The sequence below is a fragment of the Novosphingobium sp. FW305-C-30-35 genome (assembly GCF_058783135.1).
Genome location: NZ_JBYSYJ010000002.1, coordinates 124,751 through 148,374 on the forward strand (window position 1 = coordinate 124,751; position 23,624 = coordinate 148,374).

Annotated in this window: 19 protein-coding genes and 1 pseudogene; 8 read left to right on the plus strand and 12 right to left on the minus strand. The window is 65.6% G+C overall.

Annotation, left to right across the window (positions count from 1 at the left end; all coding sequences use genetic code 11):
• Positions 1-73 precede the first annotated feature (73 nt).
• The gene (locus AC3WLM_RS17390; RefSeq protein WP_492478224.1) at positions 74-1,564 is read left to right on the plus strand and encodes a sensor histidine kinase; all 1,491 of its coding nucleotides are present in this window, start codon (positions 74-76) and stop codon (positions 1,562-1,564) included.
• A 55-nt stretch (positions 1,565-1,619) separates the two neighbouring features.
• Here AC3WLM_RS17390 and AC3WLM_RS17395 read toward each other — a convergent pair whose 3' ends face one another.
• The 5 genes and pseudogenes from AC3WLM_RS17395 to AC3WLM_RS17415 all read right to left on the minus strand — a co-directional run bounded on the left by AC3WLM_RS17395 (position 1,620) and on the right by AC3WLM_RS17415 (position 8,177).
• A complete protein-coding gene (locus tag AC3WLM_RS17395) occupies positions 1,620-2,195 on the minus strand; it encodes a TonB-dependent receptor domain-containing protein (protein WP_492478225.1) in 576 nt (191 codons plus the stop codon).
• 140 nt (positions 2,196-2,335) lie between these two features.
• Positions 2,336-3,835: pseudogene (locus AC3WLM_RS17400) on the minus strand (TonB-dependent receptor); the annotation flags it as partial.
• Positions 3,836-3,915: 80 nt separating this feature from the next.
• Positions 3,916-5,304, minus strand: a complete 1,389-nt coding sequence (locus AC3WLM_RS17405) for a TolC family protein (RefSeq protein ID WP_039334582.1) — start codon at positions 5,302-5,304, stop codon at positions 3,916-3,918.
• Positions 5,301-6,449, minus strand: coding sequence for an efflux RND transporter periplasmic adaptor subunit (locus tag AC3WLM_RS17410; RefSeq protein ID WP_039334585.1), 1,149 nt, complete (start codon positions 6,447-6,449; stop codon positions 5,301-5,303). Before AC3WLM_RS17410 ends, AC3WLM_RS17405 begins: the two co-directional genes overlap by 4 nt.
• 3 nt (positions 6,450-6,452) lie before the next feature.
• Positions 6,453-8,177, minus strand: coding sequence for an ABC transporter ATP-binding protein (locus AC3WLM_RS17415; RefSeq protein WP_193828701.1), 1,725 nt, complete (start codon positions 8,175-8,177; stop codon positions 6,453-6,455).
• A 293-nt stretch (positions 8,178-8,470) separates the two neighbouring features.
• On the opposite strand from AC3WLM_RS17415, the gene AC3WLM_RS17420 reads away from it, so the two are divergent.
• Both AC3WLM_RS17420 and AC3WLM_RS17425 read left to right on the plus strand, forming a co-directional pair.
• Complete coding sequence (locus AC3WLM_RS17420) at positions 8,471-10,006, plus strand: phosphomannomutase (RefSeq protein WP_492478226.1); 1,536 nt, start codon at positions 8,471-8,473, stop codon at positions 10,004-10,006.
• Between the two features lie 43 nt (positions 10,007-10,049).
• Positions 10,050-10,913 carry a bifunctional 5,10-methylenetetrahydrofolate dehydrogenase/5,10-methenyltetrahydrofolate cyclohydrolase gene (locus tag AC3WLM_RS17425; RefSeq protein ID WP_492478227.1) on the plus strand — a complete coding sequence of 288 codons (864 nt, stop codon included), beginning with the start codon at positions 10,050-10,052 and terminating at the stop codon, positions 10,911-10,913.
• Positions 10,914-11,055: 142 nt separating this feature from the next.
• Here AC3WLM_RS17425 and AC3WLM_RS17430 read toward each other — a convergent pair whose 3' ends face one another.
• From AC3WLM_RS17430 to AC3WLM_RS17440, 3 genes are read right to left on the minus strand one after another with little or no spacing between them, the layout of a single operon-like run.
• Positions 11,056-12,576, minus strand: coding sequence for a DHA2 family efflux MFS transporter permease subunit (locus AC3WLM_RS17430; RefSeq protein ID WP_039334590.1), 1,521 nt, complete (start codon positions 12,574-12,576; stop codon positions 11,056-11,058).
• Positions 12,563-13,633 (minus strand): HlyD family secretion protein, encoded by a 1,071-nt coding sequence (locus AC3WLM_RS17435; RefSeq protein WP_492478228.1) that lies wholly within the window; start codon positions 13,631-13,633, stop codon positions 12,563-12,565. The genes AC3WLM_RS17430 and AC3WLM_RS17435 overlap by 14 nt, the downstream gene beginning before the upstream one ends.
• On the minus strand, positions 13,620-14,075 hold the full coding sequence (locus AC3WLM_RS17440) for a MarR family winged helix-turn-helix transcriptional regulator (protein ID WP_039334595.1): 456 nt from the start codon (positions 14,073-14,075) through the stop codon (positions 13,620-13,622). Before AC3WLM_RS17440 ends, AC3WLM_RS17435 begins: the two co-directional genes overlap by 14 nt.
• A 52-nt stretch (positions 14,076-14,127) precedes the next feature.
• Here AC3WLM_RS17440 and AC3WLM_RS17445 point away from each other — a divergent pair, with 52 nt between their 5' ends.
• The gene (locus tag AC3WLM_RS17445; RefSeq protein ID WP_492478229.1) at positions 14,128-15,708 is read left to right on the plus strand and encodes an acyl-CoA dehydrogenase family protein; all 1,581 of its coding nucleotides are present in this window, start codon (positions 14,128-14,130) and stop codon (positions 15,706-15,708) included.
• A complete protein-coding gene (locus tag AC3WLM_RS17450) occupies positions 15,708-16,574 on the plus strand; it encodes an HTD2 family dehydratase (protein WP_492478230.1) in 867 nt (288 codons plus the stop codon). The genes AC3WLM_RS17445 and AC3WLM_RS17450 overlap by 1 nt, the downstream gene beginning before the upstream one ends.
• Before the next feature lie 25 nt (positions 16,575-16,599).
• Here AC3WLM_RS17450 and ribB read toward each other — a convergent pair whose 3' ends face one another.
• The 4 genes from ribB to AC3WLM_RS17470 are packed head-to-tail and all read right to left on the minus strand — an operon-like array spanning position 16,600 to position 20,583.
• Positions 16,600-17,874 carry a 3,4-dihydroxy-2-butanone-4-phosphate synthase gene (gene ribB, locus AC3WLM_RS17455; protein ID WP_492478231.1) on the minus strand — a complete coding sequence of 425 codons (1,275 nt, stop codon included), beginning with the start codon at positions 17,872-17,874 and terminating at the stop codon, positions 16,600-16,602.
• A gap of 60 nt (positions 17,875-17,934) precedes the next feature.
• The gene (locus AC3WLM_RS17460) at positions 17,935-18,828 is read right to left on the minus strand and encodes an iron-containing redox enzyme family protein (RefSeq protein ID WP_052242390.1); all 894 of its coding nucleotides are present in this window, start codon (positions 18,826-18,828) and stop codon (positions 17,935-17,937) included.
• Between the two features lie 37 nt (positions 18,829-18,865).
• Entirely contained in the window at positions 18,866-20,221 is a 1,356-nt protein-coding gene (locus tag AC3WLM_RS17465; protein WP_492478232.1) for an ABC1 kinase family protein, read from the minus strand.
• The gene (locus AC3WLM_RS17470) at positions 20,218-20,583 is read right to left on the minus strand and encodes a thiol-disulfide oxidoreductase DCC family protein (protein ID WP_039334603.1); all 366 of its coding nucleotides are present in this window, start codon (positions 20,581-20,583) and stop codon (positions 20,218-20,220) included. Before AC3WLM_RS17470 ends, AC3WLM_RS17465 begins: the two co-directional genes overlap by 4 nt.
• A gap of 92 nt (positions 20,584-20,675) precedes the next feature.
• On the opposite strand from AC3WLM_RS17470, the gene AC3WLM_RS17475 reads away from it, so the two are divergent.
• The 3 genes from AC3WLM_RS17475 to AC3WLM_RS17485 all read left to right on the plus strand — a co-directional run bounded on the left by AC3WLM_RS17475 (position 20,676) and on the right by AC3WLM_RS17485 (position 23,610).
• Complete coding sequence (locus tag AC3WLM_RS17475; RefSeq protein ID WP_492478233.1) at positions 20,676-21,566, plus strand: LysR family transcriptional regulator; 891 nt, start codon at positions 20,676-20,678, stop codon at positions 21,564-21,566.
• 71 nt (positions 21,567-21,637) lie between these two features.
• A complete protein-coding gene (locus AC3WLM_RS17480) occupies positions 21,638-22,051 on the plus strand; it encodes an NAD(P)H-dependent oxidoreductase subunit E (protein WP_492478234.1) in 414 nt (137 codons plus the stop codon).
• Positions 22,048-23,610 (plus strand): NADH-ubiquinone oxidoreductase-F iron-sulfur binding region domain-containing protein, encoded by a 1,563-nt coding sequence (locus AC3WLM_RS17485; RefSeq protein ID WP_492478235.1) that lies wholly within the window; start codon positions 22,048-22,050, stop codon positions 23,608-23,610. Before AC3WLM_RS17480 ends, AC3WLM_RS17485 begins: the two co-directional genes overlap by 4 nt.
• Positions 23,611-23,624: the final 14 nt, after the last annotated feature.

Sequence of the window (23,624 nt, forward strand, 5' to 3'; positions counted from 1 at the left end):
TTGTTCCTTGCTGACCTGCCGTATACCCCTGGAAATACTAAATTTAGATTGTCGGCTCTAAGCAGAATCCCATATGCGCGCGCACAGACACAGGCCGGAAGGGCAGAATTCTGCGCAGGCGGCGGACTTGCCACTTGGCCATGGCGATGCGCTGCGCCTGCTCGCGCTGGTTGACCGTGCGGTGTGGATCTACGATTTCGATCATGTGCGCATGATCTGGGCCAATCCCGCCGGCTTGCGCTTCTGGCGGGCTGAAAGCCTCGAGGCGCTTTGTGCACGGGACCTGAACCCCACTGCCTTGGGCACGGCCGAGCGGCTGGAGAACCTGCGCCATGCGCTGGCGAGGGGCGAAGTGCGCAGCGAGCGGTGGACCTTCTATCCACAGGGCCAGCCCTTCCAGCGTGACTGTCGCCTGCATGGCGTGGCGCTCGAGGACGGGCGCATGGCGCTGCTGGTCGATGCTGCCGATGCGCCGATGCAGGTGGCGGACAGCTCGTTCGAGACGCGTGCGATCGAGGCGGTGCGGCAATCGGCGCTGATGATCTCGCTGCTGAGCGAGGGCGGGCAATGGCTGATGCACAACCCTGCGGCCGAAGCGCTGATCAACCGGCTGCACGGCACCAACCTGCCGGGACTGGACAACTTCGCGACACTGTTCGCCCATCCCGACGAGGCGATTGCCCTGCGTGCGCGGGCGCTCGAAAGCGGCAGTGCGGAAGCGACCCTGCGCACGGCCGGATCGGCCTTCCGCATGCACGAGGTCACGCTCCGCCGCCTGACCGATCCGGTGACGGGCAGGCTTTCGCTCATGGTCAGCCAGGCCGACGTGACCCGGGCCTACCGGGCCGAGCGCCGCCTGCACAAGGCGCTGGCGCGCGAACGCACGATTGCCGAGACGCAGCGCCAGTTCCTGTCGGTGACCAGCCACGATTTCCGCACGCCGCTGAGCGTGATCGACGGTTCGGCCCGTCGCATCGCCCGTCTGGCGGAACCCGGCAGCGTGATTGCCGAACGCGCCGAGACGATCCGCGACACCGCGCGCCGCATGACCGAGGCGGTGGATCGTACCTTGGGCTGGGCCTCGATCGAGGACGGCCGCGTCGATTTCCAGCCTGAGCGGGCGAACATCAGACCGATGGTGGAACGCGCGCTCCTCGCCCAGCGCTCGGTACATCCACATCGTCCGTTCGTAGCCGAACTGGACGATGTGCCCGATTTGATGCTCGACCAGGTTCTGGTGCTGCGCGTGCTCGACAACCTGATCGGCAACGCCATCAAGTATTCGCCCGAGGAACAGCCGGTCCGCGTGCGCTGCTTTGCCCGCAACGGCGAGGTGATGGTTTCGGTGACGGACGAGGGGATCGGAATTCCCTCCGATGAGCTATCAAAGCTCTTCAACCGCTTCTTCCGCTCGAGCAACGCGCGCCGCTTCAAGGGCAGCGGCGTTGGTCTGCACGCGGCGCGGTTCTACATGGAACTCCACGGCGGCCGAATCTCGGTAAAGACTACCGAAGGCAAGGGCTCGACGTTCACGCTGGCGTTTCCGGTGCCGGCCAAAGGTTAGGCAGTAGCCGCACCGCCACTTCTTCTGTCGGCCCCGCGCTAGTCCCCCAACACGATCAGAACGCTCGCTTCACGCTCGCGCCCCACGTCCTCGGTGTACCGACGTGGTTGTAGTCGAAGCCGAAGCCTGAGAGGTCTATGCGCGAAGTGAAGTAGATCTTGTCGGTGAGGTTGCGGCCCCACAGTGACACGGTCCAGTCGCCACGAACGTAGTCGATCCCGGCGCCGAGCAGGGCGTAGCCGCCTTGGCGCAGGCGGGGGATGTTGACGATCTCGAAGTATTGCGAGGACACATAAGACGCATCCGCGCGGAGGGTGAGGCGGGCGTTGCCGACTTCCCAAGCGGTCCAGTCGATCGCGGCATTGGCGGTGAGGGCAGGGGCGTTGGACAGGCGGTGGCCGCGCACGTCGAGGCCGCTGATCACCCCGCGCGTCGCCCGTGCATGGAGCAGGCCGAGCCCGGCGTTGAGCGACAGGGTGGGCAGGGGCCGCGCGTCGAGTTCAAGTTCCGCGCCATAGATGCGCGAGCGATCGAGGTTGACCAGCGTCTGCGTCGCGTCGACCGGGTTGACCGAAAGGAACTGCTGGTTGCGGTAATCGTACCAGAAGCCGGTGAGCGATACCGAGACCATGCCGCCCAGCCGCGCCTTGGCTCCCGCTTCGAAGGCGTCGAGAATTTCGGGCTTGGCGACGCCCGCTTCGGACGGATCGAAGAAGGCTGGGCGTTGAACCCGCTGGCGCGGTAGCCGCGGCTGTAGCTGGCGAAGAGCAGCGTGCCATCGTCGAGCTTGTGATCGAGCGCGAGCTTGCCGGAGAGGTTGTTGCCGGAAAAGCGGCGGTCGAGCGGTGCGATCGGCGTGGCGACGAGGACACCGTCAACGCCCCGGATTTCCGAGGTCAGCCCGGCCTGCAGGCCTGTGTCATGTGTGAAGCGCAGGCCCCCGCGTAGGGTGGTGCCGCCGCCGAGCTTCAACCGGGCGTCGCCGAACAGGGCCCAGCTGCGCTTGTCCTGATCGAAGCGATTGGAGATGACGCAAGCGAACAGGCTGGCATTGGCGGTGCAGTCGTCCACATCGACGCGGCCGTTGCCGTCGACGTCAAGATCGGTCCAGAAGTTGAGGTCGGTCGCGTTGAACAGATCCTCGCGGTGGTGATGGGCGCCAACGATGACGCTCAGCGGGCCATCGCCCTCCCATGCGAGGCGCAGTTCCTGTCCGAACTGGGTGCCGCGATCAGTGTAGGGGATTTCGAGCACTTGGCGCGGGCTGCCGTCGGTGTCCTCGGGGACATAGAGGCTGCCCTTGTCCCAGCCGGTGACGGAGATCAGGGTGAGGGAATCGCTGAGCTTGAAGGTGCCGGTGAGCGCGGCCGACCAGGTGCGGGCGAGCCGGCGGGCGGTGAAGTTCGCCTCAAGTTCGCGAATTCCCAGTCCTTCGCGGAAGTAGCTGCTGCCCTGGCCGTAGGCCTCGTAAGCGCCGTTGCCGACGCCATCGGGGCGCGGCCTGGAATAGTTGCCGTAGTTCTGTGGGCGCTGCAGGCTGGTCGAGAGGCGCAGTATCAGCTCGGCGCTGTCGGACGGTTGCCACAGCAGCGAACCGCGAATGCCGTATTCGCGGGTGGAGGACAGGTCCGGCTGTCCGGCAAGCCGGTTGCGGAACCAGCCATCGGCACTGGCGGCGGTAAAGGCCACGCGAGCAGCAAGGGTCGGGCCAAGAGCCATGTTCAGCGCGCCCTGCGCCTCGAGGCGATTGTAGTTGCCCGCGCCCAGCCTGAGGTAGCCTTCGCTGGCGAAGACCGGGCGGGCCGAAACGTAGTTGATCGCGCCGCCGGTGGTGTTCTTGCCATAGAGCGTGCCCTGCGGCCCGCGCAGCACCTCGACGCGTGAGAGATCGTAGAGGGCCAGACCGAGGAACGCGAAGTTGCCTTTGTAGACCTCGTCATAATAGGCGGCGACGGGTCCGGCCTGGTTGAGGCTGAAGTCTGACATCGATACGCCCCGCAGCGCAAAGATCGGGGTGTTCTCGCCTACCGTCGCGCTGAAGCGCAGGTTGGGGATGCGGGCGGCGAGGTCGTCAACCTGGGCGAAGCGCGCGGCTTCCAGGTTCTCGCCGCCGAGCACGGAGAGCGATAGCGGCACGTCGCTCGCCTTTTCCGATCGCTTCTGCGCGGTGACGACGATCTCGTCCTGCGATTCGGCTTCGGCGGGCACATCGGCGGCTGGCGCGGGGAGGATAGCAAGGCCGGCAGAAACGCCAGCGGCGAGGACGGACATTCGGAAGCTCCGGGGAAGGGTGCCCCGAACTAGACCGCGTGTGGTTTATACCTTTGGAGGAACGCCATCAGCAATTCTGCTTAGAGTCCAAGTTGCTCGCGGTCGGCCAGCGCGGCGACGAGTTCCGCCTGCGAGGCGGCGTGGCGGTAATTGGCGTCGATCTCGCGGATCGTGGCATCGGCCAGCGCTTCCTCGCGAAGGTTGACGACGAGGAAGTCGCTGGCGCCCAGCGAGAAGCGGCGACGCTCGGCCTCGGCCATCTTGCGGGCGAGGGCAGCTTCGGCGGTGGCGAGCCCGGCCAGCTTTTCGGCGCCGGTCACCTGCGTGCGCAAGTTGGCGATCTCGACGCCGATCTGGTCTTCAAGCAGGCGCAGGCGCAGCGACAGTGCATCTTGCTCTGCCGCCACTTCGGCAATGCGTCCCTTGGCGGCGCGCTGTTCGAGCGGGACCGAGAAGCGCAGGCCAAGAATGCCCTCGGTCGGACGGCGCACCGGCGATCCGTCCCCGAAGTCCTTCGATGCTTCCACGCGGACGTCGAGCCGAGGCTTGAGTTCGTTCTCGGCGAGGCGGGCGCGGATGCCGGTCTGCTCGATCCGGGTGAGCAGCGCCTGGAGATCGGGCCGGGCGGCGATGGCGCTGCTCTGGTCGACAAGGCGGGGAGTGACGTTGTCAACCTGGCGCGGGGGCAGGCGATCCGGCGAGGGGACCACCGGCTGGCCAAGGCCATCGCGCAGGAACAGCGAGAGCGCGTTGGCCTGCAGTTGCAGGTCCTGTTCGGCGCGGACGAGCAGGGCCTGGCGGCGCACGATGTTTTGCTGGTTCTCGGTGCCGAGGATCGAAGGCCGCGCGCCGAGGACGATCTGGCGCTCGATCGAGCTCTGCCGTTCGCGCGCGAGCTCGAAGATCTCGCGGTAGATCTTCACCCGCAGGCCCGCCGCGACCCACAGCTGGTATGCCTCGATTGCGCGGCGCTGCACGCCGATGGCGACAAGATCGCGATCGAGTTCGGCCAGTTCGATATCGAAGCCGGCCAGTTCGCGCCGGCCGCGCCGTTCGTCGATCACCCGGTCGCGCAGCAGCGAGAACAGCACGCCGGCCTTGATCTCGCCGAGTTCGTTGGTGATGGACTTGCCTTCGTACGAGGCGAAATCGCCGATCGACTTGCGATAGCCGCCATAGACCTGGCCGCCGTTGTTCTGCAGCGGTCGGTATGCCGAAACCTCGGCGGTGGATCCGTTGTAGTAGCCCAGGGGGCGGGCCGTCGCCTCGGCATTGAAGACGAGGTCGAACTGGCCCTCGGCAGTTAGCAGGCGGGCATCGGCTTGGCGCTGGCGGGCCATCGCCTCGAGGATTTGCGGCGCGTGGGTGGCCGAGGATTGCAGCACCTCGCGCAGGGTCAGCTCCTGCGCTCGCGCCGCGCCGCCCAAGGCGAGCAGGGCGAGCAGGGCGACGAGGAAACGGGCGATCACTTCGCGTCCTCTTCCTCGCCGTAACTGCCGCTGCCGTAGGCTCCGCCCTTGGCGTCATTCTTGCCCTTGGTCTCCTCCTTGTCGGACAGGGCCTTGAGCCCATTGCCCTTGCGCGGCCCGGCATCGACCGGGGTGGGGAATTCCAGAGGGAAGTCATTGAGCTGGCGCCACAGTTCGTAGGCGATCGTCACCGTTTCCATCTGGATCCAGCCGCGCACCTTGGAGCCGAGGCGGACGTAGTTGTCGTTCGGCCAGGCGGGCTTGCCGGGCATCGGTTCCACCAGCACGCGGAACAGGCCGTTGGGCTGGGCCGAAGGGTCGATCGTCAGCACGCGGCCATCGAACATGCCCTGCGCCACCGAGGGCCAGCCGCTGAACTGGATGGCTGGCCAGCCTTCGAAGTTCAGCCGCACCGCCTGCCCCTTGCGCACCAGCGCGGCATCGCGGCCATCGACCAGCAGCTCGACAACGCGCTGCTGCCGCTCTGGCGCGATCGTGGCGAGGAGATCGCCGGCGCTGATCAGCGTGGCCCCGGCGGCGGTGTTGAGCGAGAGGATGCGACCGTCGCGGGGGGCGCGGACCAGCTGCGCCGACTGGCGGTTGAGCGCGATGTCGACCTTGCTCAGCTTGGCACGGGCCTCGGCCAGCTTGGCGTTGAGTTCGGCCACCTTGATTTGCGTGGCCTCGTAGTCGCGCCGGGCGGCAAGCCCTTCGGCGTAGAGTTGCGAGGAGCGGTTCACGTCGAGCCGGGCAGTGGCCATCGCCTGCTGGGCGGCTTCAATCTGCGCCACCACCTGCTCGCGCTCTGCCGCGAGGCGGGTGAGCAGGTCGGGATCATTGTCGATGATCCGGGCGATCGGATCGCCCTGCTTGACCAGCTGGCCATCGACGACGAACCACTTCTCGACGCGGCCGGGCACGAGCGCGGTTACCTGCTGCACGCGGTCTTCGGGGTTGAGCGCGATGACATCGCCGCGGCCGGGAGCTGTCTGCACCCATTTGACCGCGAACAGCAGCACCAGCAGCAGCGGGATAGCGATGGCGATCATGCGGCCGAGCGTGCGGGTGGTGCGCGGCACCTTCAGGCTCGACAGCGTGGCGAAGCCGGAAAGGTCGTGCCCGTGGGTAGAGGTCTTGGCGGCCATGGCTCAGCCCTCCCCTCCTGCGCCAAGGGCCGTGTGCGCAAAATGCATCACGTCGTCCACGGTCAGGCCCTCGGCCTGCCTGTCAGGGCCAAGCCACAGCCAGGAATCACGCTTGAGGCCCTCGGGACGATTGGTGAACTGCAGGATCGTGGTGCCGTGGGGCCGCAGCGCGGCAAGCGCGCGTTCCAGGCGGGCTGGCGGGAGCATGTCGTAGAGTGGCGAGAGCATCAGCACGCGCGGCCGCGCGACGAGAGCGCCTGCCAGCTTGAGCGCCATCGTCTCGCCCACCGTCAGCGGATAGCCCGAGCTGGAAAGCAAAGCGTCGAGACCGCCCGGCAGCGAGCCGACACGCCTAGCAAGCCCGACAATCTCGAGCGCATCGATCTGCGCCTCGGGACGGGTCGGGTCTCCCAGGCCGAGGTATTCGCGCACCGACATCTCGACGATGGTCGGCCGGTCAAGCACGATCACGTCCGAGCGCAGGCGATACATGTCGAGCGTGGCGAGGTCAGCCCCGCCGACCGCGACGATGCCCGAACGCGGCACTTCCAGCCGCTTGAGCAAGGTGGCGAGCGTTCGCTCCACTCCGGGCGCGGCCAGCACGCCGACTTGCGCGCCGCTCGGCACCGAGAAATCGAGCAAGTGATCGCCGTGGTGGACCTGGCGCAGGCGGATCGCGCCATCGGGCGGGCAGGCGGCGTTGTCCTTGGGTGATGCTTCCTGCGGCACTTCCCAGAACAGGTGCAGTTCCTCCAGGCTCGCCGAAAGCTCGTAGAGCACTTCAAGGTAAGTGCCGAGCTGGGCGATGCCGTAGAACACGCCGGAGAGAATCAGCTCTGCCGCGACCAGCTGGCCGATCGACAGCTCACCCTGCAGGATCAGCCATCCGCCCATCGCCAGCAGGCCGGCGCTGGACAGGGCATAGAGCAGGAGCAAGGCAATCGTCTGGCCGAAGGTGTAGCGGAAATGGTGGCGATGCGCCGCGACATAACCCGCCGTCATCTCTTCCGAGCGCCGGATGGCATAGGCCATGTGCCGGCTGGACTTGTAGACGCCGTTCGACCCGCCGACCGTGCCAAGCCAGTGCGCAGTGGCGTGCTTGGCATGGCTCTTCGCGACGGCACTGGCGATCGAGGAATTGGCCCAGATCCGCCAGATCACCAGCACGATCAGCACCAGCACCACGTTGAAGGCAAGGAAGAACGGGTGGTAGAAGCTCGTCACCACAAGTCCGACGAAGCTTTGCAGAACGATGGTGAAGCCGCCGATCAGCAGGCTGGTCAGGGATTTCTGGACGATGCCCATGTCGAAGAAGCGGTTGAACAGGTCCCCGCGGCGGGAATCGACGAAGAACGGGTTCTGCGCATGAACCGCGCGCAGCGTGATCTCGGCGACAAGGCGGGCGAAGAAGCGGCGCTCGAACTTGGCAAGGAGATGGACGCGGAATGCGCTGAGTACGCCCCAGATCAGCAGCAGGACGAACAGGATCGCGGCCAGCGTGAGCAGTGGTGCCGGCATGGCGGTGTTGGCGACCGAGTTGATCAGCAACTGCACCGAGATCGGCGTCGCCAGCGAGAGCAGCGAGATCGCCGCGCCGAACAGCAATGCGAGACGGAAGAACGCCGTATCCGGCCCCAGCACCGGTCCTGCCCAGCGGAAGAAGTCGCGGAAGGTGGGAACAGGGTGGTGCTCCGCGTGTGCGGACGCGTCGGTCTGGGGGGCTGCCATCGTGTCTCGAGAATCCGTTCTTCGCAGTTGCAGCACAAATGGGGATGGTTCGGTGTCTTTGTGCCAACGTTGTGTGAACTTTTTTTGCTGTCCTGCAAGGTGTGCTCGGGGGCAGACGAGGAGCGTTCGAGCGGATAAAGCGCCGGTGCGAACGGTGAATCGGGAACGGAACCCACGGCTTCCGGTTCGCCTCGGTGGGTGTGGCGCGACCTAGCGAGGGCGTGCCGCACGCGCTCATGCACCGTTGGCGCGGCTGTCTCGTGCGAAGCGGTGAAACTGGAAAGTGATGGCGAATGAACGACTTGGGCGTTGAAGCAGGCGTGACCGTGGCCGAACTGATGGCGTCGAGCGGGGTCCCGTTCGGTACCAGCGGCGTGCGCGGGCTGGCCTCCAGCATGACCGACAAGCTGTGCCATGCCTATGCCACTGCCTTTCTCCAGTATCTGCGCCAGATCGGAGAGTTCTCCACTGGAGATCGCGTTGCCTTGGCCGGTGACCTCCGGACCAGCACGCCGCGCATCCTGGCCGCCTGTGCCACCGCGGTGCGTGATTGCGGCGGGGAGGTGGTGTTCTGCGGGCTGACGCCGACGCCGGCGCTGGCGTTCCATGCGATGGGGAACAACGCTGGCGTGGGCATGCCTTCGATCATGGTCACGGGCAGTCACATTCCGGCCGACCGCAATGGCATCAAGTTCTATCGTCCGCACGGTGAAGTGCTGAAGAGCGACGAGGCCGGCATCGTCGGGCAGCGGGTCAAGATCGATCCCTCGCGCTTCGGCAACGATGACAGCCTGTTGGCGCCGGTGCCCCTGCCCGAGGTGACGCCGGTCGAGGACGAATACATCGCGCGCTATGTCCGTCATTTCGGGGCAGATGCGCTTACCGGACTGACCATCGGCGTCTATCAGCACACTGCAGTGGGGCGCGATGTGCTGGTCCGGGCGGTCGAGGCGCTGGGCGCCACTGCCATGCCGTTCGGGCGCGAGACGGTGTTCGTGCCGGTCGATACGGAAGCGATCCGCGAGGAAGACATTGCACTGGCTGCCAGCTGGGCGGCCGAGAACAAGGTCGATGCGATCATTTCCACCGATGGCGATTCCGACCGTCCGCTGGTGGCCGATGCCCGCGGTACGTGGTTGCGAGGTGACATCGTCGGCCTGCTGTGCGCGCGGGCGGTGGCAGCGGACGTGGTGGTGACGCCGGTCAGCTCAAACACCGTGCTGGAATTGAGCGGCGCGGCGCCAAAGGTGGTGCGCACGCGCATCGGCTCGCCCTACGTGATCCGCGCGATGATGGACGCGGCCGACGCGGACACGAGCGCGCGGGTTTGCGGTTACGAGGCCAATGGCGGGTTCCTGCTCGGCAGCGCGGTCGACGATCTGGCGCCGCTGCCAACGCGCGATGCCCTGCTACCGATCATCGCGGTGGTGATGAATGCCAGGGAACGCCCTCTGGCCGAAGTCGTCGCCGAACTGCCGCCGCGCTTCACCTTCTCCGATCGCGTCGCCGATTTCCCGCAGGAAAACAGCGCCGCGCTGATTGCCTTCCTCAGCCACGGCGAAGAAGACGAGCAGCTTGCCCGCATCGCCCGCCTGTTCGGCGAGATTGCCGGCTTCCCCACCGGCATCGACACGACCGATGGCTATCGCATGAGTTTTGCTGATGGTGCGATCATCCATTTCCGTCCTTCCGGCAATGCGCCGGAATTGCGCTGCTACAGCGAGGCGGAGAGCGACGAGAAGGCGCGCGACCTGAATGCCCGGGCACTGGCCCACGTGCTGGCAGACGTCGTGCCCGAAGCGGTTGCATTCGGCGCATCCCATCGCTAATATTGTATGCAACACATACAAATTATCGGTTGAGGAACAGGCAATGGCCCAGATTATCGATGGCAAGGCGCTGGCCGCGCAGGTGCTGGCGCGCACCGCCGCAGAAGTGGCGGAAATCGTCGCAGCGGGCGGCGATGCGCCCGGCCTTGCCGTGATCCTTGTCGGCAACGATCCGGCGAGCGAAGTCTATGTCGGTCGCAAGATTGCCCAGTGCCGCAAGGCCGGCATCCGCTCGATCGAGCATCGCCTGCCTGCGGACACCGCGCAGGACGTGGTGTTGGCCCTGATCGACGAGCTGAATGCTGACGCCAAGGTCCATGGCATCCTTGTCCAGTTGCCTCTGCCCAAGCACATCGACGCAGCCCTGGTGCTTGATCGCATCGATCCCGGCAAGGACGTCGACGGCTTTCACCCCGTCAACGTCGGCCGCCTTTCCACCGGTACGGGCGGCCTCGTTCCTTGCACTCCGCTGGGGGTCATGCTCCTGCTGGATAGCGTGATCGACGACTATCGCGGCCTGAACGTCGTGGTAATCGGCAAGTCCAATATCGTAGGCAAACCTGTCTCCATGCTCCTTCTCGAACGCGAAGCAACAGTCGCGGTAACGCACATCGAGACGAAGGACCTGCCCGACGTGGCGCGCAAGGCCGATATCATCGTCGCCGCGGCCGGTGCGCCGCATCTGGTGCGCGGCTATTGGGTGAAGCCCGGCGCGGTGGTGATCGACGTCGGCATCACCCGCGTCGTTGATCACGATGGCAACACGAAAATCGTCGGCGATTGTGCGACGCATGAACTCGATCACGCCAAGGCGGTCACTCCGGTGCCGGGCGGGGTCGGTCCGATGACCATCGCTTGCCTGCTCAGCAATACGGTCCTCGCTGCCAAGCGGGCTGCAGTTGCATAAAACGCAAATTTAGAGGCGTTATTCTCGTTTGCTTGAATCCGGAGGAACTCGCATAGCGAACAGGCCTTTCAGGCATCCTCTCCCAAACTTCAAAAGGGGCTGGCGCAAGTCGGCCCCATTTTTTTGTCCAGCGGTGACAGGATCAGCGAGGCGGAGCTGGCTTTGCCGGACGCACCAGCATGAGCAGGGGAATGGCCACAACACAGGCGATCGCCATTGCGTAAAAGTCGTTGATGTAGGCAATCATCGCGGCCTGCTGGTTTACCATCCCGTCCATCACCCGCAACATTGTCTCGCCCATGCCGCCATAGGCCGTCACCCGGTCCAGATCGAACGGCACCAGGGTGCGCGTGACATGCGCGCCGATCTCGGCGTGATTGACTTGGATGTTGCGGGCAAGCTCCACCGAAGCGGCCGAAATGCCGATGGAAGAACCAAGGTTGCGCATCAGGTTGCCAAGGCTCGAGGCATCGGTGCGCAAGTGCGGCGGCAGCGTGGCGAAGGAGATCAGGTTCATCGGCATGAACGTGAACGACAGGCCCAGCCCCTGCAGCAGCCCGGCGAAGATAATCGGGCCGCGCGGCATCTCCAGCGACCAGCCGGTCATCAGCCACATCGAGCCGCCCATCAGCAGCAGGCCCAGCGCCAGCAAGGCGCGCGCATCGACCTTGGTCATGAACCGCCCGAACAGGGTGATCGAGGCCAGCATGCCGATGCCGCGCGGGGCCAGCAGCATGCCTGATTGCAGCGGAGTGTAGCCGTAGATTTGCTGAAGCAAACCCGGCAGCAGCGCCATGACCGACATCATCACCAGGCCGATCAGGAACATGAAGGCCAGGCCGACGGTGAAGTTGCGATCGTGGAATAGCGCCGTCGGGAACAGCGGCTGCGCCGTGCCGGAAAGATGGAACACGGCAAGCCAGGCTCCGGCCAGGGCCACGACCGCGTAAGTCACGATCTCGGCCGAGGCGAACCAGTCGAGCGTCAGGCCCCGGTCTAGGATCAGCTGAAGCGCCGAGACTGTCAGCGCCACCAGCAGCCAGCCAGTGAAGTCCACGCGCCGCTGCCGCGTCGGGGTCTTGGGAAGATAGAGCCACAGCAGGAGGAAGCAGATCAGGCCCACCGGCAGGTTGACGTAGAAAACCCACCGCCAGTTGTAGTTGTCGGTCAGGAAGCCGCCGATGATCGGCCCGGTGATCGGTCCCAGCATGACGCCCTGGGTATAAAGCCCCATCATCCGGGGCCGTTCCGCCGCTGTGCTGGAATCGAGCGTGACTGTCTGGGCCAAGGGAGAGAGGAACGCGCCGCCGAGTCCCTGCAGGATCCGGAAAAACACCATCTGTTCAAGATTCTGCGCCACACCGCAAAGCATCGAGGCCACGGTGAACAGCAACACCGACATCAGCATCATGTTGCGGATGCCGAACTTGTCCACCAGCCAGCCTGCCAGCGGCAGCGCCACGGCCGAGGCCAGCACATAGCTGGTCAGGACCCAGGTGATGGTATCCTGCGTCGCGCTTAGCGAAGCCGTCATGTGTGGCAGGGCGACGTTGGCGATCGTGGTGTCGAGCGTGTACATCACCATCGCCGCCATCGAACCGACCAGCATCAGCGGCCGGTTGCGCGAGACCAGCGGTGGTTGCTCGGCGCTACTTGCCGACATGGACGGTGACGTCGGAACTGAGGCCGGCGATCAGCGGTCGCTCCGACTTGCTGTCGATGGCAATGCGGACCGGCACGCGCTGGATCACCTTGACCCAGTTGCCGGTGGCGTTCTGCGCCGGGAGTACAGAGAATTCCGATCCCGTGCCGGCTCCGATGGATTCGACGTGTCCCTTCAGCTTCAGTCCGGGATAGGCGTCTATCTCGATCTCGGCCAGCTGGCCGGGACGCATGTGGTTCAGGTCGGTTTCCTTGAAGTTCGCGTCCACCCGGGCGCTGCCGTCGCGCACGATCGAGACCATCGGCACGCCGGGAAAGACCATCTGGCCGACCTGCAGGCGCGTGACTTGCGTGACCACGCCATCGGCGGGCGCGCGCACGACCGTGCGCTCCATGTCGAGAGTGGCCTTGGCGCGATTGGCCTGTGCGGCGGCGATGGCGGGATTGACGCCCGGCACCTGCGCACCGGTGGCCAGTTCCGAGCGGGCCTGCGCCACTTCGGCGCGGATCGAGACGATGCGGTCGCGAGCCACGGCCACGGCATGCTCTGCCGCGTCCATGCGAGCGCGGGTGTTGAAGCCCTTGTCCATCAGCGCCTTCTCGCGCGAGAAGTTGGCTTGGGCGAGGGCAAGGTCGTCGTTGGCGGCGGCAAGTGCCGCGGCCTTGGCGGCGACGTCGGCGTTCAAGGCGGTAACCTTGGCCTGCGCCGTGGCGATCTGCGCATCGGCCTGGCGGATCGTGGCGTCGAAAGTGGCAGGGTCGATCGTGAACAGGACGTCGCCCGCCTTGACGTGCTGGTTCTCGCGCACGTTGACCTTGGTGATCAGGCCGCTGACCTCGCCGGCGACGGCGACGATATCCTGCTTGATATAGGCGTTGTCGGTGGAGACGGTGCCCTGGTTGCCGAACCAGTACCACAGCGCGCCGGCCACGACGACGACGGGCCCGAGCACCATGAGGATCGTGCGGGAGCGCCTCGAACGGGTCTCGCCAACGTGCTCCTTCGCGGCTTGCGCGGCAGGTGCGTTCTGGGGGGGAAAGGGATCAGCCTCGGCCATGGATCAGGTTCGCTTCGGGAGTGGGGTCATCGGAAAGGTTGCTGCGCACACGTTCGAGCAGCGAAAGGAGTTGAGCGTGTTCTTCATCCGTCAGGCCGGAAACCGCCTCGCCGATGGCCTGCTGCGCCAGCGGCGTCATCGACCGGATCAGCTCCTCGCCCTTCGCAGTAAGATAGAGGCACCAGCAGCGCCGGTCGGCGGGGTTATCGCGCCGTTCGACCAGCCCCATCTTCTCGAGCCGGTCGATCATGCGTCCGGCCGTGATCGGCTCCACTTCAAGCCAGCCTGCCAGGGCGCCCTGGTTGGTGCCCGGATCGCGCTGGATCGCGGCCAGCATGCGCCACTGCGGTCCGGTCACGCCGAAGTGCTGGGCACTGGCGGCAAAGCGCTTGCGGAACAGGCGCCCGACGTCAGATGACAAGAAGGCCACGTTGACTTTCATGCCGTGGCGATAATAGCAATGCTTACATTCTACAATCCGGAAAAAGAACAGGATGCTTGAGGAGGAATTGGGCGCGGCGCGCCGCTATCAGGCAGCGGCGCAGGGGGCCTTGGCCAGGCGGCTGGAAGGCGCGCGGATCGATGAGCATCAGCGTGCCGCCCACGGCCTTGCCTGGATCGCGACAAGCGTTGCCGCGCTTGAGGCAGTGGCGGAATGGGCCGAACGGTCTGGCTCTGCGCTCGACCAAGCGGTGGCCCGCCTGGCCTTCGCCGAGACGCTGGGCCAGATGGTGGGCGGCCTGCCCATGGGCCAGAACGAGATTCTGCGCCCGGCCGATCTGGGGCTGAGCGCCGAGGCGCGCGAACTGGCGCAGGATTGCGCCGGCCTGCTCGAAGTTGACCATGCCGAAGCGCGCGCCGAAGTGGCAAGCAATCTTGCCGCGGGGCAGTGGTCGTCTGAAGGCCTCGGCGATGCCGATCTCGATACGATCCGCGACCAGTTCCGCCGTTTCACCGATGCCGAGATCGTGCCCCACGCCCACAAGTGGCACCTCGCCAATGCGCTGATTCCGGACGAAACGGTACGGGCAATGGCCGATCTCGGCACGTTCGGGGTGTGCATCCCCGAGGCGTTCGGCGGCCTTGGTCTTGGCAAGCTGGTGATGTGCCTCGTCACCGAAGAACTTTCGCGCGGCTGGATCGGCGCCGGGTCGCTCGGCACGCGCTCCGAGATTGCGGGCGAGCTGATCGTGCTGGGCGGGACACAGGCGCAGAAGGCACGGTGGCTTCCAGCCATCGCCAGCGGGGAGGTCCTGCCGACGGCGGTGTTCACCGAACCCGATACCGGGTCCGATCTCGGTTCGCTGCAAACCCGCGCACGGCGGGAGGGCGAGGGCTGGGTGATCGATGGCGCGAAGACATGGATAACCCATGCCGCCCGGTCGGACCTGATGACCTTGCTGGCCCGCACGCTCCCAGATGCCAAGGGCTATGGCGGGCTGTCGATGCTGCTGGTGCCCAAGCCCCGCGGGACGGAGGACGAACCTTTCCCGGCGGCAGGCATGAGCGGCAGCGAGATCGAGGTTCTCGGCTATCGCGGGATGCGCGAATATGCGCTGCAGTTCGATGGCCTGCGCGCGCCGGGCGATGCCTTGCTCGGCGGCGAGGAGGGGCAGGGCTTCAAGCAGCTAATGCGGACTTTCGAGGGTGCGCGCATCCAGACCGCCGCGCGCGCAGTCGGCGTGGCAAGACGCGCGCTGGAACTGGGGCTGGACTACGCGCTGAACCGCAAGCAGTTCGGCAAGGCCATCGTCCAGTTTCCGCGCGTGGCCGACAAGCTGGCGATGAGCCTGGTCGACATGGTGCTTGCGCGCGAGCTGACCTACGCCGCCGCCCGCGCCAAGGATTCAGGCAAGCGCTGCGATATAGAGGCCGGCATGGCCAAGCTGCTGGCGGCGCGCGCGGCATGGTCCAACGCCGATGCCTCGCTTCAGATCCATGGCGGCAACGGTTATGCGCTGGAGTACGAGATCAGCCGCGTGCTGTGCGATGCACGCATCCTCAACATCTTCGAAGGCGCGGCGGAAATACAGGCGCAGGTCATCGCGCGCGGGCTGCTGGAAGGGCGCAACTGATGGGTGACGTGGACGGGGATCGGTGGGACGCGTGGATTGGCCGGACCGAGCGGCGGGTTGACCGCGCCGACGCCGGACTTGCCGCGCGCTGGCTGGCAACGCTCGATCGCGCGGCGCCCCCCGACGGGACCATGCCGCAAGGCTTCCACTGGTGCCTGTGCACGCCCGATGCGCCAACCTCGGCGCTGGGGGCTGACGGTCATCCGCTGCGCGATGACAGCCCAGACAGCTTCCTGCCGCCGGTGCCACTGCCGCGCCGGATGTGGGCGTCGAGCAAGGTGGAGTTTCTTGCGCCGCTCGTGCTTGGCGCGGCGGTCGAGCGGCGGTCTTCGGTTGCGGCGATCACTGAAAAACGGGGTGCCAGTGGAGCGCTGGTCTTCGTGGATGTTGCTCATGAGACGCTGTGCGATGGCGAATTGGCCGTGCGCGAAGTGCAGAGCGTGGTCTATCGCGATGCTGCCGTCGCTGGCTTGCCCTTGGTCCCGCCGCCGATGGGGAAGAGCACCTTCCATCCGGGGTCATGTACCGCGCACCGCGCGCTCACTCCGGACGAGCCGCTGCTGTTCCGCTATTCGGCGCTGACCTTCAACAGCCACCGCATCCACTATGACCTGACATATGCCGTGGAAGTCGAAGGCTATCGCGGGCTGGTCGTGCACGGGCCATTGACGGCGACGCTCCTGCTCGATCTGGCGCAGGCAGAGCTGGGCGACAACGCGCTGAAAAGCTTTGCCTTTCGGGGGCTTTCGCCAGCGATCTGCGGCGAGGCGCTGCATCTGGTAATGCGCGAGGATGGGGGCGCGGTCGAACTCGCCGCCTTTGCCGCCGATGGACGTCAGGTCATGGCGGCAAGCGCCAAGACCTGAACCGTTCGTCGTTCGTGCCGAAGCTTCAGGCTGCGGGAATCGCCCGCTCGCCAACGATGTTCAGGCCATAGCCTTCGAGCGCGACGAGGTTGTGGTGTGAGTTGGTCAGCAGGATCATGTCGTGAATGCCGAGGTCGGCAAGGATCTGCGCGCCGATGCCGTAGCTGCGCAGTTCCATGTCGTGCCCCGCGGTGCCACCGACCTCGCGGATCAGCTGTTCGGGATCGGTGGGCATCAGCAGCACGATGACGCCTGAGCCTGCCTCGCCAATCTCGCTCATGGCGCGCTGCAGGATGCGCTTGCGCGGTCCCGGCTGGCCGAGCACATCGGACAGGACCGAGATCGAGTGCATGCGCACCAGCGTCGGTGTGTCGGGCAGGATGTGGCCCTTCTGCAGCACGAGATGGACCGAGCCGTCGACCTTGTTGCGATAGGTCTTTATCGTGAACTCGCCGCCGTAATCGGTGTGGAACGGTGCTTGGTCGAGGCATTCGACAAGATGGTCGTGACGGCGGCGATAGGCGATCAGGTCGCGGATCGTGCCGATCTTGAGGCCATGCTTGCGGGCGAACGGGATGAGGTCGTTGAGGCGCGCCATCGTGCCATCGTCGTTCATGATCTCGCAGATCACGCCCGAGGGGTTGAGGCCGGCGAGGCGCGGCAGGTCGACCGCGGCTTCGGTGTGGCCGGCGCGGACGAGGACGCCGCCGTCGCGGGCGATCAGCGGGAAGACGTGGCCCGGCGTCACGATATCGTCACGGCCCTTGGTGGCATCGACCGCCACGGCAACGGTGCGGGCGCGGTCCGCTGCGGAAATGCCGGTGTCGACGCCCTCGCGCGCCTCGATCGAGACGGTGAAGGCCGTGCCATGGCGCGTGCCGTTGTTGCGGCTCATCAGTTCGAGGCCGAGCTTGTCGGCGCGTTCGGACGTGAGGCACAGGCAGATCAACCCGCGGCCGTGGGTGGCCATGAAGTTGATGGATTCGGGGGTTGCCATCTGTGCCGGGATGACCAGATCGCCTTCGTTCTCGCGGTCTTCGTCATCGACGAGGATGACCATGCGGCCATTGCGGACGTCGGCAATGATTTCCTCGACCGTCGCCAGCGCGAAGTCCTCATCGTCACTGTCGTCCATCGCCCGTTCGAGCTTGGTCAGCGTATCTGCCGTGGGATTCCAGTCAGGCGACAGGGCGTCGCGCAAGGTGTTGGGGTGCAGACCTGCCGCGCGGGCAAGCGCTGCCCGCGAAATGACCCGATCCTCGATGAGCTTGCGCGCACGCGCCACAATGTCCTGTGCCATGAGTCGCGTTTGTCACATCGCGATGGCACAGGTCAACAGAAATCACATCGTGATGTGAGGCTATCCCCAGAGTGTCGCACGATAACGTGCGAAGCAGCGCTCACCGCACATCAGACGCATCAGCGCGCCTTCGGCCATGGCCGTCGCACGGCGCGGGTCTTCCTCGACGAGCGGGCGCAACGCCTCGCGGTTCCAGTCCTCGCTGTGCTTCACGTCGAGCACGGCATGAAGATCGAAGTAGCGGCGTTCACGGTCGGACAGGCCGATGCGGCGCAGACCCTTGGCCACCATGGCCGAACGGCCCGGAGCGGTCAGTTCGATCACCCCAAGCGCGCCGACCGAATGCCACGCGAAACCGCGATTGGTAGCCATGCCCGTCATCGCGTTGGCTAGAGCAAGGCTCTCCCACACGGTGTTCTCGATGGTCGGTTCCACGCCCATGGTCATGGCCAAATCGTTGAGCATCGGTCCGTGCATGCCGCGCACGTTGCCACGGCCCATCTCGTCCCAGTAGTTGCGAGCAAGTTCGAGCTTGGCGCTGACCGGGAGCTTGACCTGCGTATAGGCGACAAGATCGTCGAACCCGGCTTCGCCTGCCGCTTCCTGTTCGAAGAACCAGCGCAGTTGAGCTTCATCGGCGTTTTCCGCGAGCCAAGGGAACAGCGGATCGCCCTGACCGGGACCGGTTTGCTTGAGGTCTTCGAACCATTCGACAAAGCCGTCGACATCGGTTGGCGCTTCGCCTGCGCGCTCGCGGACCTCGGCGCGCAGTTCCTCGAGAAACGAGGTTTCGAGATAGCGCATCTGCGCTTCATGCTCGAAATGTTGGTTCCAGTCGTCGGACGGAAACTGCGGACTCAGCCGCTCGCGGTTCCAGCGGGCCAGTGTCTGCTGGATCGTGTCGCTTTGGAACCGGGGGCCAGTGGTGCTTCGCTGGTCAAGATCTATCTGCATGAAAGGCAAACGGAATTTCCACTCGCCTGTTCCGTTGCTAACCCAATGCGCGACGAAGCGTTTGCTGTGGAGGACAGTCCCCTCCGATTGCCTCTGCCACCATTTCGCGCAAGGGGAGCTGCGCCTTCATGCGGATGGCCAGCAGCGCGGTGCCGCTGACCTTGCGCTGGACGAACAGCGTATCGACTGGCGGGACGTGCCACGATGCGCGGTCTGCCGCGACCTTTTCGGCCTCGGCGCGCACGCGCTCGACAAAGGAGCGGTCGGAGAAATCGAACAGGCCGGGCTTTCCAAGATGGCCGATCAATATGTCCAGCATCCGGTCAAACGCCGCGCCGTGACGAGCAAGTTGTTGACCGGAAACGAAACCGACTTCGGTCAGGGCCACGCGCAGCGCATCGCGATCCTCGGCCAGCCCCGCCAGCATCATCCGCCGGTAGGCCTCGCTCGTGGCCACCGGAACCTCACGCGCGGCACCGAAATCGAGCAGCACGAGCTTGCCGGTTTCAGCCTGCCAGCGGAAATTGGCGAAGTTCGGATCAGTCTGCATGAACCCGAACGCGAACAGTTCACGCAAGGTCAGGCCGAGCAGCGCCCCCATGGCCTTGTTGCGCACTTCCAGAGGCGCGGTGAGTAGGCTTTCGACCGGACGCGCTTCGATAAAATCCATCGCCAGGACGTTGCGGCCCGAAAGAGGGGCGTATGCCTGGGGGACCAGAAATGCATCGTCGCCGGCAAGCATCGTGCCATAGCGTTGCATCATCTCTGCCTCGCGGAGATAGTCAGACTCCTCGTGGAGTTGCCGCTTTGCCTCGGAGAGTTGGAGATTGATGTCGAGGCCCTGAGGCAGCAGCCCGGAGACGCGCAGAAGCGTGGCGACATTGTCCACGTCGGCATCGATACTGGCAGCAATTCCAGGGTATTGCACCTTGATGGCCAGCACACGGCCATCGGGCAGGACTGCCTTGTGCACCTGCCCGATCGAGGCGGCGGCAATCGGCTGCGCCCCGAAGTGCCGAAACTTAGAGCGCCACCCCGCACCCCACTCAGCGCTCAGCACGCGTTCCAACTGGGCAGGCGGCATGTAATGCGCAGAATCCCGCAATCGGGACAGGATTTCGGTGAGTTCACGCGGCAGAACATCTCCTGCGTCGAGCGAGATCATCTGCCCCAGCTTCATCGCCGCGCCGCGCAGGCGCGAGAGCTGGTCGGCAACTCTCATGGCATTGCCAGGAGTCAACAAAAGGTCCGACAGTTTCGGCGCTTCGCCGCGCGCCAGCCTGCGCGCGCCTTCCGCCAGCACGCCCCCCGCCACGCCGCCTGCCAGCTGGCCAAACGCAGCCAGGCGCGATAGCCGCGCCGAAGGCACCTTGCGATAACGCGATCCGCTCATTTCAACAGCCTTTGCAATCGGGGGCGGATCAGCAGGAACGCGCGATAGCAGCGCTCCAGGACATGCTCCACCGGGCGCAAGCGGGCCAGCAGGCCAAGCCAGCGCAACGCCGGAATGGCCCGCCACATCGCCGCAAACGCCGCCGCGCCCGACAGGATCCGCTCGCCCTCGGCCACATGAAACCGCGCCAGCGCTTCGGTGCGATCGACCGGACACGGCTGGGCAGGATCGGCGATGTCGACAAAAGCGATCGCGCCCTTGCGATCAAGCCGCCGCATTGCCGCGATCTCGCGCGAGCAGATCGGGCAGGCGCCATCATACCACACCATCAGGTTCGGTTCCGGGGGCTGCGCACGTTCCATTGGCTGCATATGGGCCTCGTCCGGCGGTTGCGAGACCTGCCATTTGGGGAAGGGGCACTCTTGATAGGTGCATCCTATCAACCTAGGCTGCGATGATGCACCCCCGCCAGCTCCGCTATTTCGTGACCATTGCCCGGCTGCGGCATTTCGCCAATGCGGCGCAGGAATGCGGTGTTTCGCAGCCAACGCTGTCTGCCGGGCTTTCCGCCCTGGAGTGCGAGGTTGGTCATCGGCTGATCGAACGTGACCGGAGATTCGTGGGGCTGACCGCGCACGGCGAGGCCATGCTGCCCTGGGCCGAACAGATCCTTGGCGCCGTTGCAGGCATGACGAGCTCGGTCGCCGCGAGTTCTGCGGCGATTACCGGCCAGTTCGCGCTCGCGGCCATCCCCGCCGCGCTGCCGCTGGCCGGACAGTTCGGCGAGACCCTGCTGAAGCGGCATTCAGGCCTGAGCCTTGCGGTGCGTTCAGCCACATCGCGCGAGATCGAGCGGGCGCTGAACAATTTTGAATGCGACGCAGGCCTGACCTATCTCGATCACGAAACTCCGGCCAATGTCCTGTCCGTTCCACTGCACGCTGAGCGCTACCTGTTCGTGACGCGGGCTGATGGTCCGCTCGGGAATTTGACCGAGATCGGGTGGGAGGAGGCTTCTGCGCAACCGCTCTGCCTGCTGCATCAGGGCATGCAGTTCCGGCGGATTCTCGATGCGCGAATGCTGGATCGCGGCTTGGCAATCACGCCGCGCGCAGTAGCCGACAGTTATGTCACGCTGTTTGATCTGGTCCGCTCGGGCGGGTTCTGCACTATCGTGCCAGATACTTATGCCACCCTGCTGGCGGGCCTGCAGTGGGCACGCTGCGCCGTGCTCGATGATGGTGACGAACCGCGCCGGATCGGGCTGGTGGTGGTCAATCGCGTGCCGTTGAGCCCGATGGCCAGCACGGCGCTGGCCGTGGCACGCAGTCTTGCCGGAGTTTGATAGGATAATCCTATCAGGCTTCGACTTTTTCGATTTGACCGGACGTGTCTTTCGGACAAGATCGGACTGCCATGGAACGATTGCCCCACATCATCGCCGCCCACGCTGGCCGGGAAGGCCCGCTGCTTCCGATCCTGCACGATGCTCAGGCCGAATATGGCCATGTTTCGGAAGAGGCCATCCGCACGATCGCGCAGGCACTGAACCTGAGCCGCGCCGAGGTGCAGGGTGTCGTCAGCTTCTACCATGACTTCCACGCCGAGCCTGACGCGCGCCCGGTCCTGAAGCTGTGCCGGGCTGAGGCCTGCCAGGCGCGGGGCGTCGATGTGCTGGCGGCGGGATTGCCCGAGAACGGGCGGGTGAAGGTGGAGACGGTCTATTGCCTCGGGCTGTGCTCGGTGGGCCCGAATGCGATGATCGGCAGCAAGGTCCACGCACGTCTCGATGCGACAAGGCTGGGCGCGCTGGTGGAGGCGTTGGCGTGACTGGCAACGTGACTGGGGGCACGACTGTGGTGCGGATCAGCGACGATGCGCTGGCGCTGGCCTGCGGCGCGGACGAAGTGGCAGAGGCTTTCGTGGCGGCGGGCTGCACTGTGGAGCGCGTGTCTTCATGGGGGATGCACTGGCTCGAACCTTTGGCAGAGATCGATGGCCAGGGCTTTGGTTCGCTTGAGCCGGGCGACGTGTCCGCAGTGCTCGCGGGGACCTCGGCCAAGGCGATCGGCGCCATCGAAGCGCATCCCTTCATCGCCCGGCAGCAGCGCTTTACCTTTGCCCGCGCGGGCAAGACCCGTCCCTTGAGCCTGGAAGACTACGCCGAGTACGGCGGTTGGCAGGGTCTTGCCAAGGCGCGGAAGGTCGGGCCTGAGGCGACGATTGCGCAAGTCACGGAATCCGGCCTGCGCGGGCGGGGCGGGGCAGGCTTCCCGGCGGGGATCAAATGGACGACTGTCGCCAAGGCCCAGGCCGACCGCAAATACATCGTCTGCAACGCCGACGAGGGCGACAGCGCCACTTTCGCCGACCGCATGGTGATGGAGGGTGATCCCTTCATGCTGGTCGAAGGCATGGCCATTGCCGCCCATGCCGTCGGCGCGCAGAAGGGCTACATTTACATCCGCAGCGAGTATCCGCACGCGATTGCCAAGATGGAAGCGGCAGTGCGCGCGTCGGCGCACCTCATCGCGCCGTTCGAACTGGAAGTGCGCGTGGGCGCGGGCGCCTATGTCTGCGGCGAGGAGACCTCGCTGCTCAACAGCCTGGAAGGCAAGCGCGGCGAAGTGCGCGCCAAGCCGCCGCTGCCAGCGCTCGAGGGGCTGTTCGGCAAGCCGACGGTGGTCAACAACGTGCTGACGCTCGCTGCGGTGCCATGGATCATGGCCAATGGCGCCGCGGCCTATGCGGCGGTCGGTTTCGGCCGGTCCAAGGGCACGATGCCGATCCAGATCGCGGGCAACGTGAAGCACGGCGGACTGTTCGAAGTGGGCTTCGGGATCACGCTGGGCGAACTGGTGGGCGACATCGGCGGCGGCACCGCATCGGGCCGACCGGTGCGCGCAGTGCAGGTGGGCGGGCCATTGGGAGCCTATCACTCGCCCGCCGATTTCCACCTGCCGTTCGATTACGAAGCTTTCGCCGCAGCCGATGGCCTGATCGGCCATGCCGGGATCACCGTGTTCGACGATACGGCGGACATGAGCAGACAAGCGCGCTTCGCCATGGAATTCTGCGCGGCCGAATCCTGCGGCAAGTGCACGCCTTGCCGCATTGGCTCGACCCGCGGAGTGGAGCTGATCGACCGCATCCGTGCCAGGTCCGGTCGCGTGCCGGACAAGGTCGAGGCGCTGCCGCAGATGCACAACGCCCGCAAGGTCGAGCGGACGCTGGCGGACGAGATCGTTCTGCTCGAAGACCTGTGCGAGACGATGAAGTTCGGTTCCCTCTGCGCGCTCGGCGGCTTCACGCCCTATCCGGTCCTTTCGGCGCTGCGCAATTTCCCCGAGGATTTCGGGGCTGACGTGGCGAAGGAAGCGGCCGAGTGATGGGTTGCGTGAAC

Bases quoted from the DNA above. Each gene is read 5' to 3' on its own strand.
- ribB (WP_492478231.1), bottom strand. From the start codon at position 17,874: ATGGCACAGGACATTGTGGCGCGTGCGCGCAAGCTCATCGAGGATCGG.
- AC3WLM_RS17390 (WP_492478224.1), top strand. From the start codon at position 74: ATGCGCGCGCACAGACACAGGCCGGAAGGGCAGAATTCTGCGCAGGCG.
- AC3WLM_RS17410 (WP_039334585.1), bottom strand. From the start codon at position 6,449: ATGGCCGCCAAGACCTCTACCCACGGGCACGACCTTTCCGGCTTCGCC.
- AC3WLM_RS17395 (WP_492478225.1), bottom strand. From the start codon at position 2,195: ATGGTCTCGGTATCGCTCACCGGCTTCTGGTACGATTACCGCAACCAG.
- AC3WLM_RS17440 (WP_039334595.1), bottom strand. From the start codon at position 14,075: ATGAAAGTCAACGTGGCCTTCTTGTCATCTGACGTCGGGCGCCTGTTC.
- AC3WLM_RS17435 (WP_492478228.1), bottom strand. From the start codon at position 13,633: ATGGCCGAGGCTGATCCCTTTCCCCCCCAGAACGCACCTGCCGCGCAA.
- AC3WLM_RS17445 (WP_492478229.1), top strand. From the start codon at position 14,128: ATGCTTGAGGAGGAATTGGGCGCGGCGCGCCGCTATCAGGCAGCGGCG.
- AC3WLM_RS17460 (WP_052242390.1), bottom strand. From the start codon at position 18,828: ATGCAGATAGATCTTGACCAGCGAAGCACCACTGGCCCCCGGTTCCAA.
- AC3WLM_RS17465 (WP_492478232.1), bottom strand. From the start codon at position 20,221: ATGAGCGGATCGCGTTATCGCAAGGTGCCTTCGGCGCGGCTATCGCGC.
- AC3WLM_RS17470 (WP_039334603.1), bottom strand. From the start codon at position 20,583: ATGGAACGTGCGCAGCCCCCGGAACCGAACCTGATGGTGTGGTATGAT.
- AC3WLM_RS17475 (WP_492478233.1), top strand. From the start codon at position 20,676: ATGATGCACCCCCGCCAGCTCCGCTATTTCGTGACCATTGCCCGGCTG.
- AC3WLM_RS17480 (WP_492478234.1), top strand. From the start codon at position 21,638: ATGGAACGATTGCCCCACATCATCGCCGCCCACGCTGGCCGGGAAGGC.
- AC3WLM_RS17415 (WP_193828701.1), bottom strand. From the start codon at position 8,177: ATGGCAGCCCCCCAGACCGACGCGTCCGCACACGCGGAGCACCACCCT.
- AC3WLM_RS17430 (WP_039334590.1), bottom strand. From the start codon at position 12,576: ATGTCGGCAAGTAGCGCCGAGCAACCACCGCTGGTCTCGCGCAACCGG.
- AC3WLM_RS17450 (WP_492478230.1), top strand. From the start codon at position 15,708: ATGGGTGACGTGGACGGGGATCGGTGGGACGCGTGGATTGGCCGGACC.
- AC3WLM_RS17420 (WP_492478226.1), top strand. From the start codon at position 8,471: ATGAACGACTTGGGCGTTGAAGCAGGCGTGACCGTGGCCGAACTGATG.
- AC3WLM_RS17425 (WP_492478227.1), top strand. From the start codon at position 10,050: ATGGCCCAGATTATCGATGGCAAGGCGCTGGCCGCGCAGGTGCTGGCG.